The sequence below is a fragment of the Caballeronia sp. HLA56 genome (genome assembly GCF_054655155.1).
Genome location: NZ_BAAHOB010000005.1, coordinates 1,969,683 through 1,984,552 on the forward strand (window position 1 = coordinate 1,969,683; position 14,870 = coordinate 1,984,552).

The 14,870-nt window shown below is 63.0% G+C and carries 12 protein-coding genes; 7 read left to right on the forward strand and 5 right to left on the reverse strand.

Translation table 11 applies throughout. The features are described from left to right. The first annotated feature begins 88 nt into the window (after positions 1-88). Positions 89-4,126, forward strand: coding sequence for a phosphoribosylformylglycinamidine synthase (gene purL, locus ACYQ47_RS28790; RefSeq protein ID WP_459908091.1), 4,038 nt, complete (start codon positions 89-91; stop codon positions 4,124-4,126). Between the two features lie 141 nt (positions 4,127-4,267). On the opposite strand, the gene ACYQ47_RS28795 is transcribed toward purL, so the two are convergent. From ACYQ47_RS28795 to ACYQ47_RS28815, 5 genes are all read right to left on the reverse strand, one after another. After that, on the reverse strand, positions 4,268-5,050 hold the full coding sequence (locus ACYQ47_RS28795) for a peptidylprolyl isomerase (protein ID WP_244827914.1): 783 nt from the start codon (positions 5,048-5,050) through the stop codon (positions 4,268-4,270). Positions 5,051-5,188: 138 nt separating this feature from the next. After that, positions 5,189-5,503 (reverse strand): BolA family protein, encoded by a 315-nt coding sequence (locus tag ACYQ47_RS28800; RefSeq protein ID WP_310395829.1) that lies wholly within the window; start codon positions 5,501-5,503, stop codon positions 5,189-5,191. Then, positions 5,500-6,036 (reverse strand): septation protein A, encoded by a 537-nt coding sequence (locus ACYQ47_RS28805; RefSeq protein WP_244827912.1) that lies wholly within the window; start codon positions 6,034-6,036, stop codon positions 5,500-5,502. The genes ACYQ47_RS28800 and ACYQ47_RS28805 overlap by 4 nt, the downstream gene beginning before the upstream one ends. A gap of 134 nt (positions 6,037-6,170) precedes the next feature. Next, positions 6,171-6,602 carry a peptide-methionine (R)-S-oxide reductase MsrB gene (msrB, locus tag ACYQ47_RS28810; RefSeq protein ID WP_244827911.1) on the reverse strand — a complete coding sequence of 144 codons (432 nt, stop codon included), beginning with the start codon at positions 6,600-6,602 and terminating at the stop codon, positions 6,171-6,173. Between the two features lie 62 nt (positions 6,603-6,664). Continuing rightward, positions 6,665-8,275 carry a protein adenylyltransferase SelO gene (locus tag ACYQ47_RS28815; protein ID WP_459908095.1) on the reverse strand — a complete coding sequence of 537 codons (1,611 nt, stop codon included), beginning with the start codon at positions 8,273-8,275 and terminating at the stop codon, positions 6,665-6,667. Positions 8,276-8,425: 150 nt separating this feature from the next. Between ACYQ47_RS28815 and ACYQ47_RS28820 the strand changes: the two genes are divergently transcribed. From ACYQ47_RS28820 to ACYQ47_RS28845, 6 genes are all read left to right on the forward strand, one after another. After that, positions 8,426-10,084 carry a 3-(methylthio)propionyl-CoA ligase gene (locus ACYQ47_RS28820; RefSeq protein WP_459908097.1) on the forward strand — a complete coding sequence of 553 codons (1,659 nt, stop codon included), beginning with the start codon at positions 8,426-8,428 and terminating at the stop codon, positions 10,082-10,084. Between the two features lie 153 nt (positions 10,085-10,237). Then, positions 10,238-12,322: a 3-hydroxyacyl-CoA dehydrogenase NAD-binding domain-containing protein gene (locus ACYQ47_RS28825; protein ID WP_459908099.1), complete on the forward strand. Its 2,085-nt coding sequence runs from the start codon at positions 10,238-10,240 to the stop codon at positions 12,320-12,322. Positions 12,323-12,333: 11 nt separating this feature from the next. Beyond that, positions 12,334-12,960: a bifunctional nicotinamidase/pyrazinamidase gene (gene pncA, locus ACYQ47_RS28830; RefSeq protein ID WP_309845219.1), complete on the forward strand. Its 627-nt coding sequence runs from the start codon at positions 12,334-12,336 to the stop codon at positions 12,958-12,960. A gap of 68 nt (positions 12,961-13,028) precedes the next feature. Further along, entirely contained in the window at positions 13,029-13,331 is a 303-nt protein-coding gene (locus tag ACYQ47_RS28835; RefSeq protein WP_244827908.1) for a Dabb family protein, read from the forward strand. Between the two features lie 5 nt (positions 13,332-13,336). Continuing rightward, positions 13,337-13,807, forward strand: coding sequence for a PaaI family thioesterase (locus ACYQ47_RS28840; RefSeq protein ID WP_244827907.1), 471 nt, complete (start codon positions 13,337-13,339; stop codon positions 13,805-13,807). 25 nt (positions 13,808-13,832) lie between these two features. Then, the gene (locus tag ACYQ47_RS28845; RefSeq protein WP_459908102.1) at positions 13,833-14,837 is read left to right on the forward strand and encodes an NADP-dependent oxidoreductase; all 1,005 of its coding nucleotides are present in this window, start codon (positions 13,833-13,835) and stop codon (positions 14,835-14,837) included. Positions 14,838-14,870 lie beyond the last annotated feature (33 nt).

Here is a 14,870-nt window from a genome sequence, read left to right on the forward strand (position 1 = left end):
TCACGTCGCTCATCCACGCTCGTGGCCGTTTCCGGCGTTTCGAGCGCGGCACCTAGCGGCACACAGACGTCATCGACGCACCGTCACAATGGCTCACTTCTCGTGTTTCCCCGGCGCTTCGGCCCTCTCCGATTTCCGTCAGACCCGCCTCCTCGAGACGCTCGCGCGCATCGACGCGAACATCGTCGGCGTGCGCGGCCAGTTTCTGCACTTCGTGAATTCGGCCGAACCGCTTTCCGATGAGGACAGCAACCGCATCCACGCGCTGATGCACTACGGTGCGCCGCTCGAAGAAGGCAAGGAACGCGGCCACGCCGAAACGTTTCTGGTCGTGCCGCGCTTCGGCACGGTGTCGCCTTGGGCGAGCAAGGCAACCGACATCGCACATCATTGCGGCCTCACGCAAGTGCGGCGTATCGAGCGCGGCGTCGAATACACGGTCGTCCTGAAGAGCGGTCTGCTCGGCGGCAAGAAAACCCTGTCGGACGAAGCGCGCGCCGCCGTTGCCGACGCGTTGCACGACCGCATGACCGAAAGCGTCGCGGCCTCGCGCGATCAGGCGCTGCATCTCTTCGACGAACTGCCCGCCAAGCGCTTGCAGACGGTCGATATCATCGGCGCCGGGCGTTCGGCGCTCGAAGCGGCCAACGCGGAACTGGGCCTCGCGCTCGCGGAAGACGAGATCGTCTATCTCGTCGATGCCTTCAAAAACCTCAACCGCAATCCGACCGACGTCGAACTGATGATGTTCGCGCAGGCCAACAGCGAACATTGCCGCCACAAGATTTTCAACGGCGAATGGACTATCGACGGCGAGAAGCAGGATCTGTCGCTCTTCGCCATGATCCGCAACACCGAGAAGCTGAATCACGAAGGCACGATCGTCGCGTACTCGGACAACTCGGCGATCATGGCGGGCGGCGTCGCGGAGCGCTGGTTTCCGCGCGGCGAGAGCGAGCAGTATCAGCGCAAGGTCGAGCTGACGCACACGCTGATGAAGGTCGAAACGCATAATCACCCGACCGCGATCTCGCCGTTCGCGGGCGCGGCAACGGGCTCGGGCGGCGAAATCCGCGACGAAGGCGCGACCGGTCGCGGCGCGCGTCCGAAAGCCGGTCTCGCGGGCTTCACGGTATCGAACCTCGACTTGCCCGATGCGCGTCAGAAGTGGGAAAACGCCCGCGATGCCGCCACGCCGCTCGTCTCGCGCAATCCGTCGGAAACGCATGAGGCGTATGGCCGGCCGGATCGCATTGCGTCGCCGTTGCAGATCATGATCGACGGCCCCATCGGCGCGGCGGCATTCAACAACGAATTCGGCCGTCCGAACCTGGGCGGCTATTTCCGCACCTTCGAGCAGAACGTCGCGGGCCGCGTGCGCGGCTATCACAAGCCGATCATGATCGCGGGCGGCATCGGCAATATCTCGGACCAGCACACGCACAAGAACGATCTGCCGGCGGGCACGCTGCTGATCCAGATCGGCGGACCGGGCATGCGCATCGGCATGGGCGGCGGCGCGGCGAGTTCGATGGCCACGGGCGCGAACACCGCCGAGCTGGACTTCGATTCCGTGCAGCGCGGCAATCCTGAAATTCAACGCCGCGCGCAGGAAGTCATCAACTCGTGCTGGCAACTGGGCGAGCACAACCCCATTCTGTCGATTCACGACGTCGGCGCGGGCGGCATTTCGAATGCGTTCCCCGAACTCGTCGATGGCGCGGGCAAGGGTGCGCGCTTCGAACTGCGCAAGGTACAACTCGAGGAAAGCGGACTGTCGCCGCGCGAAATTTGGTCGAACGAAGCGCAAGAGCGCTATGTGCTGGCCATCGCGCCCGCCGATCTGCCGGCCTTCGAGGCAATCTGCGAGCGTGAACGCTGCCCGGTGGCAGTGGTTGGCGTGGCGACGGACGAGCGCGACCTCGAACTCATCGACGATGAAAACGAAGGTCAGGAACCCGTCGACATGCCGATGGATGTGCTGCTCGGCAAGCCGCCGAAAATGCATCGCGACGTTGCGCGCGAACATCCGAGCTTCACGCCGGTCGATGTCACCGGCCTGCAGCTTTCGGAAGTCGCCGTCGATGTGCTCAAGCACCCGACCGTCGCGAGCAAGTCGTTTCTCATCACCATCGGCGACCGTTCGGTGGGCGGCACGACGGCGCGCGACCAGTTCGTGGGCCCGTGGCAAGTGCCGGTGGCCGATTGCGCCATCACGACCATGGACTACGCGGGCTATCGCGGCGAAGCCATGACGATGGCCGAGCGCACGCCGCTCGCCATCATCGACGCACCCGCATCCGGCCGCATGGCAGTGGGCGAAGCAGTGACGAATATCGCTGCCGCGCCGATCGAATCGTTGAGCAAGCTCAAGCTCTCCGCCAACTGGATGGCCGCGTGCGGCAGCGCGGGCGAAGACGCGGCGCTCTACGACACGGTGAAGGCCATCGGCATGGAACTGTGCCCGGCGCTCGGCATCAGCATTCCGGTCGGCAAGGATTCGCTGTCGATGCGCACCAAGTGGCAGGACGCACGCGGCGGCTCACGGGAAGTGGTGTCGCCGGTGTCGCTCATCATCTCGGCGTTCGCGCCGGTCGAGGACGTGCGCCGTCAACTCACGCCGCAACTCGTCGCGGATGCCGATACGGTGCTGATCGCCATCGATCTGGGGCGCGGGCGCAATCGCATGGGCGGCAGCATCCTCGCGCAAGTGACGCAGCAAGTGGGCGATGCCGTGCCCGACGTCGACGATCCCGAAGACCTCAAGCGCTTCTTCGCGTCCATTCAGGCGCTCAACGCCGACGGCAAGCTGCTTGCCTATCACGACCGCTCGGACGGCGGCCTGTGGGCGACGGTCTGCGAGATGGCGTTCGCGGGGCACGTGGGCGTGTCGCTCAACGTCGACATGCTGACACTCGATGCCGACCACGAATCCGATTACGGCGACGCGAAAGACTGGACCAAGCAGACGAGCGGCCGGCGCGACGACCGCACGATCCGCGCGCTGTTCACGGAAGAACTCGGCGCGGTGGTGCAAGTGCGCGCGGCGGATCGCGATGCCGTGCTCGGCGCGTTGCGCGGGCATGGTTTGTCGGCGTGCGCGCATGTCATCGGCAAGCCGAACGAGCGCGACACGGTCGAGATCTATCGCGACGCGAAGAAGATTTTCGATGCGCCGCGTACCGAGTTGCAGCGCGCATGGAGCGAGGTGAGCTGGCGCATCGCGCGTCTGCGCGACAACCCCGCTTGTGCCGACGCCGAATACGACGCATTGCTCGATGCCGCCGATCCCGGCTTGTCGCCCGTGTTGACCTTCGATCCGGCGGAAGACGTCGCCGCGCCGTTCATCGCGACGAACACGCGTCCGCGCGTGGCGATCCTGCGCGAGCAGGGCGTGAACTCGCATCTCGAAACCGCGTATGCATTCGACCGCGCGGGCTTCGATGCGCATGACGTACATATGAGCGATCTGCTCGAAGGCCGCGCGACACTCGCCGACTTCGCGGGCGCGGTGGCGTGCGGCGGCTTCTCGTATGGCGACGTGCTGGGTGCGGGCGAAGGCTGGGCCAAGACCATTCGCTTCAACCCGCGTCTTTCCGATATGTTCGCCGCCTTCTTTAGCCGCGCCGATACCTTCGCGCTCGGCATCTGCAACGGCTGCCAGATGATGTCGAACCTGGCGTCAATCATCCCCGGCGCCGAGGCGTGGCCCAAGTTCACGCGCAACAAGTCCGAGCAGTTCGAAGCGCGCTTCTCGCTCGTGGAAGTGGAGAGTTCGCCGTCGATCTTCTTTAGCGGCATGGAAGGCTCGCGCATTCCGGTGGCGGTCGCGCATGGTGAAGGTTTCGCCGATTTCTCGCAACAGGGCGATGCCGCGAAGGCACTCGTCGCCATGCGTTTCGTCGATCATCACGGCCGCGCGACGGAGCAGTATCCGTTCAACCCGAACGGCTCGCCGCAAGGCATCACGTCGGTCACGACGCCCGACGGCCGCTTCACCGTTTTGATGCCGCATATGGAGCGCGTGCATCGCAATGTGCAAATGAGCTGGACACCGGATGACTGGACCACTGACGGCAGTCCGTGGCTGCGCGTGTTTCAGAACGCGCGGCGGTTCATGGGGTGAGGTTCGGTTGTATCGGTGGGATGAGAGCACCCCGAAGTGGTTTTTCGGGGTGTTTTTTTGCCGATTGCAGACACGCACCGAAAACGACAAAGCCGCCCGAAGGCGGCTTTGTCCGACAGCGACGAAGGGCGATCAGCGCTCTTACTTCACCACTGCCTTCTTCCGCAACCCTTCCTCGAACGCCTGCAGCTTCTCTTGCTGAATCTGCTGCGCGATCTGCGCCTTCACTTGTTCCAGCGGCGGCGGGGCGACGTCGCGGGTATCGTCCAGACGGATGATGTGCCAGCCGAATTGCGTCTTCACCGGCTGCGGCGTTACTTCACCCTTCTTGAGCTTCTCGGCGGCGGCGCCGAATTCCGGCACGTAGGCTTGCGGCGCGGACCAGTCCAGATCGCCGCCGTTCTTGCCCGATCCCGGGTCCTTCGAGTATTGCTTCGCCAGATCCTCGAAGCTCGCGCCGCCCTTGATCTTCGCGATCAAGTCCTTCGCCTGCGCTTCGCTTTCTACCAGGATGTGATGCAGATGCAGTTCCTTGCCACCGCCCGTCTGCTTCACGAGTTGCTCGTAGCGCGCCTGGATCTCGGCGTCGGTCGGCGTGTTCTTCTTGACGAAGTCTTCGATCATCGCGCGCAGCACGACCGTCTGTTGCGCGACCGCGATCTGCGCCTTCACGTCGGGACGCATGGGCAGGCCTTCGCGCGATGCTTCCTGCATCAGGATTTCGCGGTTGATGAGTTCCTCGCGCACCGCCTGTTGCAACTGCGGCGAATCCTGCTGACCCTGCTGGACGAGTTGCTTCACGAGCGCATCGGCGCGCGACGTGGGAATCGGCGTGCCATTGACGACGGCGATGTTCTGCGCAAACGCGGGAGCCGCGGCGAACGCAGCCAGCAAGACCCAGACGCGGGTTTTTTTCAAAGTCATCGGAGGTTCCTAACTGAGCAACGAGCGACCTCGAAAGGCGCTTGATTGAGAGGTTGATCTGGAAGAAGCTGAGTGAATCGACACGCGGGAGAGGCGAGGCAAAAGCGCGCCAATCAGGCGCCAAAGCCCGCGCGGAGTCTATTCGAATTGTTCTGCGAACTCTTGCGGCGTATAAGCCCGGATGGCCAGTGCGTGCACGCCATGCTGCATTTCCGCGGCCAGCGCATCATACACCAGTCGATGCCGCGCCACTCGCGCGCGGCCCGCGAAGCATTCGGCGATGACCGTGACCGTGTAATGACTGCCCGAAGCCGCGCCGGCATGCCCGGCATGCGCCGCGCTGTCGTCTTCGATATGCACGGTTTGCGGTTCGAGCGCCGCTTCGAGGCGCGCTTCGAGATGCGCGATCTTCTCGGCCGCGCTCGCGTTCGGAAAATCGAAGGAAGCGTTCATTGACCATCCTCCTTCATGTATTTGGCGAGCCAGAAACTTTGCGCGACGATAAACGCCACGAGACACCCCGTCGCGCCGAAGAGCTTGAAGTTGACCCATTGGTCCGTGGTGAAGTGAAACGCCACCACGAGATTGACGATACCGAGCAGCGCGAAAAACACCGCCCACGCCACGTTCAATTGTCCCCACACGCGATGCGGCAGGACGATCTGCTTGCCCATCATCGCTTCGATGAGGTTCTTTTTGAAGCCGAGTTGCGCGACGATCAGCGCCACGGCGAAGAGCCAGTAAAGCGCGGTGGGCTTCCATTTGATGAAGGTATCGTTGTGCAGCACGAGCGTCGCGCCGCCGAACACCACGACCACGCCGAGACTCACCCACAGCATTGGATCGACCTTGCGATGGCGGAACGCCACCCACGCAATCTGCACGAGCGTCGCCGCGATGGCCACGGCAGTTGCCGTATAGATGCCCCAGATCTTGAATGCGACGAAAAACAGGATGATCGGAAACAGATCGAACAGAAATTTCATTGGCGTGGCGATGAGGTGGGCAGCGAGCAGGCTGCGGCGCGCGAAACGAACGCCCGCTCTCGAGAAGCGGGCGTTCCATGCGGCAGAAAATTATGCACGGGCTTATTGATTAGCCCGCCACAACCCGCCCGCGCTTACTTGGATTCGAATTGTAGCGCAGCCGAGTTGATGCAATACCGCAAACCGGTGGGCGCCGGGCCGTCTTCGAAGACGTGGCCGAGGTGCGCGCCGCAGTTCTTGCACTGCACTTCGATGCGCAGCATGCCGTGCGAGCGGTCGGTCTTCTCTTCGATCACTTCGCCGTTGATCGGCTTAAAGTAGCTGGGCCAGCCGCAGCCCGCGTCGAACTTGGTCGCGGATTCGAAAAGCGGCGTGCCGCAACACACGCAGTCATACACGCCGCGCTCGAAGTGGTCCCAGTATTCGCCGGAGAACGGGCGCTCGGTCGCCGCGTGGCGCGTGACCTGATACTGCATGTCGTTGAGTTCGCTGCGATACGCCGCATCGTCCTTTTGCAGCGGATACGCCGTGGCGCCAGTGTTGTCGGTGGTGTCGTCTCTGCTCATATCATTCCTTTTATCGGCCGAAAGTCGGAAAAACGGATCAGGCCAGCTATTTTGGGGCGATCCTAAGAAGAACAACTCACTTCCAGATCGCTCGCCCAGTCGGGCGGCAGGCCGGCGTAGGCTTCGTATTCGGGTTGTTCGTCGTAGGGACGGCGCAGCACGTCGAGAAGCCGCGCCACTTCGGTGTAATCCTTTTCGCTCGCCTGGCGAATCGCCTGTTCGGCCAGGTGATTACGCAGCACGTACTTCGGATTCACGCAATTCATCGCGGCCGCGCGATCAGTATCGTCGCGCGTTTCGTGCGCGAGACGTTCGCGATACTGCACCGCCCACGCGTCGAAAGCGGCGCGGTCGAGAAAGAGGTCGCGCACGGGCGAATCGTTCGAGGTATCGGATTTCGCGAGCTTCGACAAGTTCCGGAACGTGAGCGTGAAGTCCGCGCGGTTCGCGTGCATGATTTCGAGGAGACCGTTGGCGAGTTTGTCATCGCCTTCGCGCGCGATTTCGAGGCCGAGCTTGGCGCGCATCTTCGCTTCGAACACGGGGCCGAAGCGCGCCTTGTAGCGTTCGAGAACCTTCTGCGCTTCCTCGACCACGCGTTGCGCATGGCCTTCTTCCGGCAGGTTCGCGTCGACGAGCGGAACCAGCGCCTGCGCCAGACAAAACAGGTTCCAATAGCCGACCTGCGGCTGACGGCTGTACGAATAGCGCCCTTGCGTGTCCGTGTGGTTGCAAATGTGATGCGCGTTGAAGCCATCCATGAAACCGAACGGGCCGTAGTCGATCGTGAGACCGAGAATGGACATGTTGTCGGTGTTCATCACGCCGTGACAGAAGCCGACGGCTTGCCACTCCGCCATCAGATCGGCGGTGCTGCGCACGGCTTCGTCGAGGAGCGCGAGGTAGGGATCGTCGGCATCGCGGCAATGCGGATAGAAGCGCTCGATCACGTGATCAGCAAGCGCTTTGAGATCGTCGACGCGGTCGTTCGAATAGAAGTGTTCGAAATGCCCGAAGCGCACGAAGCTCGGCGCGACGCGCGTGACGATCGCCGCTGTTTCCATGCTCTCGCGCCGCACCGGCATATCGGAGCCGACGATGGCGAGCGCGCGCGTCGTGGGAATGCCCAGATGGTGCATGGCTTCGGAGCACAGGAATTCGCGGATCGACGAACGCAACACGGCGCGGCCATCGCCCATGCGGGAATACGGTGTGCGGCCCGCGCCCTTCAGCTGAAGTTCGAAGCGTGTGCCTTCATGGTCCCGATCGGCGTCTGGCTCGATCTCGCCGAGTGTAAGTGCGCGGCCATCGCCCAATTGACCTGCCCACACGCCGAACTGATGCCCCGAATAGACCGCTGCGTAAGGCAGTTCGCCGGCGGGCCATTCGCGCGTGGGATTGCCGGCGAAGTATTCGGCAAAGCGCTTTTGCTCGCTGCCTTCCGCGACATCCGGATCGATGCCGAGCATGTCCGCCGTTTCGCGCGAGATCGCGACGAGATAAGGATCGGGCACCGGCGTGGCGGGAAGGCGCGTGAGGAACGCGGCCCCGAGCGCCGCGAACGAGCCGGGCTGGCCAACCTTGATCGCGGCGGCGATGGCGTCCATGGAATCAGCGCCGGAAGCCTTCTCGCCGGACGCTGCACGCACGGCATTGCTTGGGGAAAACGACATATTGAGCGCCTTTTGGTTAAACGATATTGTAAATCCGCGCCCGCAGGCCTGCAGGGCCGCACCCGGCCGGGCATCGGGCGGCGCAAAGCCAATGACCGACCCAATGACTCGAGCCCGGACTCGCCAACCGACTCACCGAGGAAATCACCCATGACGTCGCCGCTTTACGGCCAGATGATGGAAATACCGTTGCTCGCGTCGTCCCTGTTGTCCCATGCCTCGCGCCACTTCGGCGATACGGAAATCGTGTCGCGGCGTATCGAAGGCGATATCCATCGCTACACCTACCGCGATTGCGAGAAGCGCGCGAAGCAACTCGCGCAGGCCTTGATCGCGCTCGGCGTGGAGCAGGGCGAGCGCATCGGCACGCTGGCCTGGAACGGCTACCGGCATCTGGAGTGCTATTACGGCGTGGCGGGCATGGGCGCCGTGTGCCACACCATCAATCCGCGTCTCTTTCCGGATCAGGTCGCGTTCATCATCGATCATGCCGACGATTCGTACGTCTTGTTCGACATGACCTTCGCGCCGCTCGTCGAGATGATCGCGCCGCAGTGTCCGAACGTGAAAGGCTGGATCGCACTCGGCGATGCCGCTTGCATCGAGCAGCATCTTTCGAACCTGAGCGTGCCGGTGATGAGCTACGAAAGTCTCGTCGGCGAACAGGATGGCGTCTACGAATGGCCGATGCTCGATGAACGTCAGGCATCGTTTCTTTGCTACACGTCGGGAACGACGGGCAATCCGAAGGGCGCGCTGTATTCGCATCGCTCGACGGTGCTGCATGCTTATGGCGCGGCCTTGCCCGATGCGATGGGCGCGTCATCGAGCGATTCCATCCTGCCCGTCGTGCCGATGTTCCACGTCAACGCGTGGGGCATCCCGCATGCGGGGCCGCTCGTCGGCGCGAAGCTGGTGTTCCCCGGTAAGGACCTCGACGGCAAGTCGCTCTATGAGTTGATGGAAGCGGAAGGCGTCACCTATTCGGCGGGCGTGCCGACCGTATGGCTGGCGCTCCTCGCCTACATGAAGCAGTACGATTTGCGCTTTTCGACCTTGAAGCGCACGGTGATCGGCGGCTCGGCGTGTCCGCCCGCCATGCTGAAGACCTTCGAGGAAGACTACGGCGTGCAGGTGATTCATGCGTGGGGCATGACGGAGATGTCGCCGCTCGGCACGCTCGCGCGGCTGAGTTTCCGGCAGAAGCAGCGTTCGGCCGAGGAACAGCGCATCTCGCTCGAAAAGCAGGGGCGCGCGCTCTTTGGCGTCGATATGAAAGTGGTCGGCGACGACGGCCACGAACTGCCGTGGGACGGCCAGTCGTTCGGCGATCTGCACGTGCGCGGACCGTGGGTCATCGACCGCTATTTCCGGCGCGACGAGTCGCCGCTCATCGACGGCTGGTTTCCGACGGGCGATGTCGCGACCATCGACGCCGATGGCTTCATGAACATCACCGATCGCAGCAAGGACGTGATCAAGTCGGGCGGCGAGTGGATCAGTTCGATCGATCTGGAGAACATCGCGGTGTCGCATCCGCAGGTGGCGGAAGCGGCGTGCATTGCGTGCTCGCATCCGAAGTGGACGGAGCGGCCGATGATCGTCGCGGTGCTGCGTCCGGGCGCGACCGTCACGCGTGAGGATTTGCTCGCGCATTTCGAGGGCAAGGTCGCGAAGTGGTGGATTCCGGACGATGTCGTGTTCGCCGACGAGTTGCCGCATACGGCGACGGGCAAGCTGCAGAAGGTGCGGCTGCGCGCGTTGTATCGGGAGCATGTGCTGCCGGAGAAGGGTGAGAAGACATCTTGATACCAGCGCTTCCGGCTGACCTCGCGCCCCGGTCGATCCGGGGCGTTTTCATTCGCCGGACGACGCGCATTTGAACGATCGTTCTCCTTTGTGTATTCTGCGGCGATCACTCACAATAACCTCGCCAAAGACGCGCGTACGGGAGACATCTTCATGGCTGTGCACTTCACGATCCACGACGGCGTCGCCGTCATCACACTCGACAGCCCGCCGGTGAACGGCCTCGGGCACGCGACACGGCTTGGCATCGTGGAAGGCATCGAGCGCGCGCGTGACGAAGACAACGTGCGCGCCATCGTCGTGATCGGCGCCGGCAAGGCGTTTTCGGGCGGCGCGGACATCACCGAATTCAATACGCCGAAGGCGACGCAAGAACCGACGCTCAAGACGGTCATCGAAGCAATCGAGGGCAGCGCGAAGCCGGTGATCGCGGCGATTCACGCCGTGGCGATGGGCGGCGGCCTCGAACTCGCGCTCGGCGCGCATTACCGCGTGGCGTCGCCCGGCGCGCAGATCGCGCTGCCCGAAGTGAAGCTCGGCCTCCTGCCCGGCGCGGGCGGCACGCAACGGCTGCCGCGCGTGGTTGGCGTCGAAAGGGCACTTGGCATGATCGTGTCAGGGACGCCGGTATCATCCGAACGACTCGCGAATACCGCGCTCTTCGACCAAATGATCGAAGGCGACTTGCTCGATGGCGCCGTGCGTTTCGCTCAGCACGTCGCCAAGCGTGACAGCAAGCACCCGCAAGTGCGCGAACGCCCCATCGAACACACGGATGCCGATCGAATCGTCCAGGCCGCGCGCGCGAACGCCATCGCGACGGCGAAGCATTTTCCGGCACCGCACAAGTGCATCGATGCCATCGAAAAAGGCCTGAAAGAAGGCTTCGAACGCGGGCTCGCCTTCGAGCGCGAATGCTTTCTCGCGCTCGTGCAGACACCGGAAAGCCGCGCGCTGCGGCACGCGTTCTTCGCCGAACGCGCGGCGTCCAAGATCGCGGATGTGCCGTCGAACACGCCCGTCAGAAAGATCGAGCGCATCGGCGTGATCGGCGCGGGCACGATGGGTGGCGGCATCGCCATGAACTTCATCAACGCGCGATTTTCCGTCGTGTTGCTCGAAACGAAACAGGACGCACTCGACCGGGGTTTGGCGAACGTGCGCCGCAATTACGAAGCGCAAGTGAAGAAGGGCAAGCTCACGCAAGACGAGGTCGATGAACGCATGGCCCTCATTCAACCGACGCTCGATTATGCGGACCTCGCGCACGCGGACTTGATCATCGAAGCGGTATTCGAAGACCTGGGCGTGAAGGAACAAGTCTTCCGCCGCCTCGATGAAGTCGCGAAGCCCGGCGCGATTCTCGCATCGAACACATCGACGCTCGATCTCGACAAAATCGCCGCGTTCACGAAACGTCCGGGCGATGTCATCGGCACGCACTTCTTCAGTCCCGCCAACGTGATGAAGCTGCTCGAAGTGGTGCGCGGCGCGAAAACGGACAAGGACGTGCTCGCCTCCGTCATGCAACTCGCGCGGAAGATCAGGAAGACGGCCGTGGTCTCGGGCGTATGCGATGGCTTCATCGGCAACCGCATGGTCGAACAGTACTTGCGGCAGGCGCTTTTCATGCTGGAGGAAGGCGCGCTGCCCGCGCAGATCGATCGCGCAATCGAACATTTCGGCTTCGCCATGGGGCCGTTTCGCATGAGCGATCTTGCGGGCAACGACATCGGCTGGGCCATTCGCAAGCGCCGTTATGTCGAGCAGCCGGAGTTGCGCTATTCGAAAATCGCGGATCGGCTGTGCGAAGCGGGCCGCTTCGGACAAAAGACCGGTGCGGGATGGTACGACTACGAGCCAGGCAAGCGCGACGCGCTGCCATCACAAGCGGTCGACGACATGATCGTCGCGTATTCGAAGGAAGCAGGCATCGAAAGACGGCATATCGCGGACGATGAAATCGTCGAGCGGCTCATGCTGGCGCTCGTCAACGAAGGTGCGCGTATTCTCGAAGACGGCATCGCTTCGAAGGCCTCGGATATCGACATGGTCTATTTGACGGGTTACGGTTTCCCGCTCTGGCGCGGCGGCCCAATGTTCTACGCCGACACCATCGGCCTTGCCGCCGTGGAACGCGCCATGCGCCGCTACGCGCAACAGCCCAACGGCGACGCATGGCAGCCCGCCGCCCGCGTGACGCAACTCGCGGCGGTCAACGGCCGGTTCAACCCTTGAAGATGAGCATGATGAAACCCGTAGAAGACGTTTTACTCGTCGTGGACGTGCAGTACGATTTCATGCCCGGCGGCGCGCTCGCCGTGAAGGAAGGCGATGAGGTGGTGCCCGTCATCAACCGCCTGGCGCGCGCGTTCTCGCATGTCGTCCTGACGCAGGACTGGCATCCGCGCTCGCATGTCTCGTTCGCGGCGAATCACGAAGGACGCGCGCCCTTCGACATGATGACAATGCCTTACGGCGAACAGGTGCTGTGGCCGGTGCATTGCGTGCAGGGCACCGAGGGCGCGGCGCTACATCGCGGCCTGCAATTACCGCACGCGCGGCTCGTGATCCGCAAGGGGCATCACGAACATGTCGACAGCTACTCCGCGTTTCTCGAGGCGGATCGCGTGACACCCACGGGTCTTGCAGGCTATCTGCGCGACGTCGGTGCGAAGCGCGTATGGGTCGCGGGGCTGGCGACGGATTATTGCGTTGCGTGGTCCGCGTTGGATGCGCGTCGCGCGGGCTTCGAAGTGAGCGTGATAGAAGACGCGTGCCGCGCGATCGATCTCGACGGCTCGCTTGATCGAGCGTGGCGCGAAATGCGCGACGCGGGCATCGAACGCATACGCTCCGATTATTTGCTCGCGTGAGCCTCCGAAGCTACCGGCGAATCTTTGCTACGCTTCAGCCTTCATCGTTTTCTTGACCAGGAGTTGCCGTGTTACGTCACATCGTCATGTGGAAGCTGAAGGAGTCGGCGGAAGGCGCGAGCCGCGCGGAGAATGCGCAGAAGCTCAAGGAGAAGCTCGAAACCTGCCGCAGCATCGTTAAGGGGCAGGGACACTTCGAGGTCGGTACGGCGCAACCGGGTTTCGACTGCACTTACGATGTCGTGCTCGTCTCCGACTTCGACGACAAAGCGGCGCTCGTTGCCTATCAGGTGCATCCGAAGCACGTGGCGCTGAAAGACTTCATTGCCGCGGTGCGCGAAGACCGTCAATGCGTCGACTACGAAGTGTGACGACCATGACCGACAAGCCACATGACGTCGCCATCGAAAGCCCGTTCATCGATTCGCTCGGCGTGGAATTGGTCAAGGCCGCCGACGGCGAAGCGGAAGTGCGGCTCGCGCTCGAAGATGCGCATTTGAACACGTGGGGCATCGCGCACGGCGGCGTCACCATGACCTTGCTCGATTCCGCGCTGGCACTCGCCGCGCGCAGTCTCGCGGGCAATGGCATCGGCGTCGTTACCGTCGAGATGAAGGTGAACTTCATGCAGCCGGGACGCGGTGAATTGCGCGGCATCGGGCGCGTGCTGCATCGCTCCACCACCATGGCGTATTGCGAAGGCGAAGTGCGCGACAGCGAAGGGCATTTCGTCGCGAAGGCGCTAGGCACGTTCAAATATATGCGCAGGCTCGCAGTGGGCCGCGATATCGTGAAACAGAAAATGCGTTCCGATCCCAAGGCCACGCCGGGACCGAGCGACGCTTGATTCATTCCGAACAGGAGGATTCGCAATGGCAGACGCTCAGAAGAATCGCCAGGTATTGCTGGTATCGCGACCGGAAGGCGAGGCATCGACCGACAATTTCAGGCTCGTCGAAACACCGCTTTTGCCGCTGCGGGAAGGCGAGCTGCGCGTGCGCAATCACTATCTGTCGCTCGATCCGTACATGCGCGGGCGCATGAGCGATGCCAAGTCATACGCCGCGCCGCAGGCGTTGAACGAAGTGATGATCGGCGGCACGGTCGGTGAAGTGGTCGAGTCGCGCAATCCGAAGTTCAAGGTCGGCGACAACGTGGTCGGCATGTACGGCTGGCAGGAATACGGGATATCGGACGGCACGGGTCTTTATGCCGTCGATACCACGCACGTTCCGCTGTCCGCGTATCTCGGTCCGGTCGGCATGCCGGGCGTGACGGCCTGGTATGGCCTGAATCGCATCATCGAACCGAAGGCTGGCGATACGGTCGCCGTGAGCGCGGCAAGCGGCGCGGTCGGCAGCGTGGTCGGGCAACTGGCGAAGGCTGCGGGCTGCCGCGTGATCGGCATTGCGGGCGGCGCCGAGAAGTGCCGCTATGTCGTCGAGACGCTGGGCTTCGACGCGTGCATCGACTACAAGGCGGGCCATTTGTACGACGAGCTGAAAGCCGCGGCGCCGGATGACATCGACGGCTATTTCGAAAACGTCGGCGGCGAAGTGCTCGATGCCGTGTTGCCGCGCATGAACGCGCACGGGCGCATTGCGTTGTGCGGCATGATCTCGGGCTACGACGGCAAGCCATTGCCGCTGCAGGCGCCGCGCATTCTGCTCACGCAGCGTCTGAAGCTGCAGGGTTTCATCGTGAGCGAGCACATGGAATTGTGGCCGCAAGCGTTGAAGGAACTCGGCGAACGCGTCGCGACGAAGAAGCTGATCTACCGCGAGACCATTGCGCAGGGACTGGAAAATGCGCCCGAAGCGTTCCTCGGTCTTTTGCGCGGAAAGAACTTCGGCAAGCAGCTCGTCAAGCTCATCTGACGCGCCGAGTACCACACCACGCGAGAAAGGAGC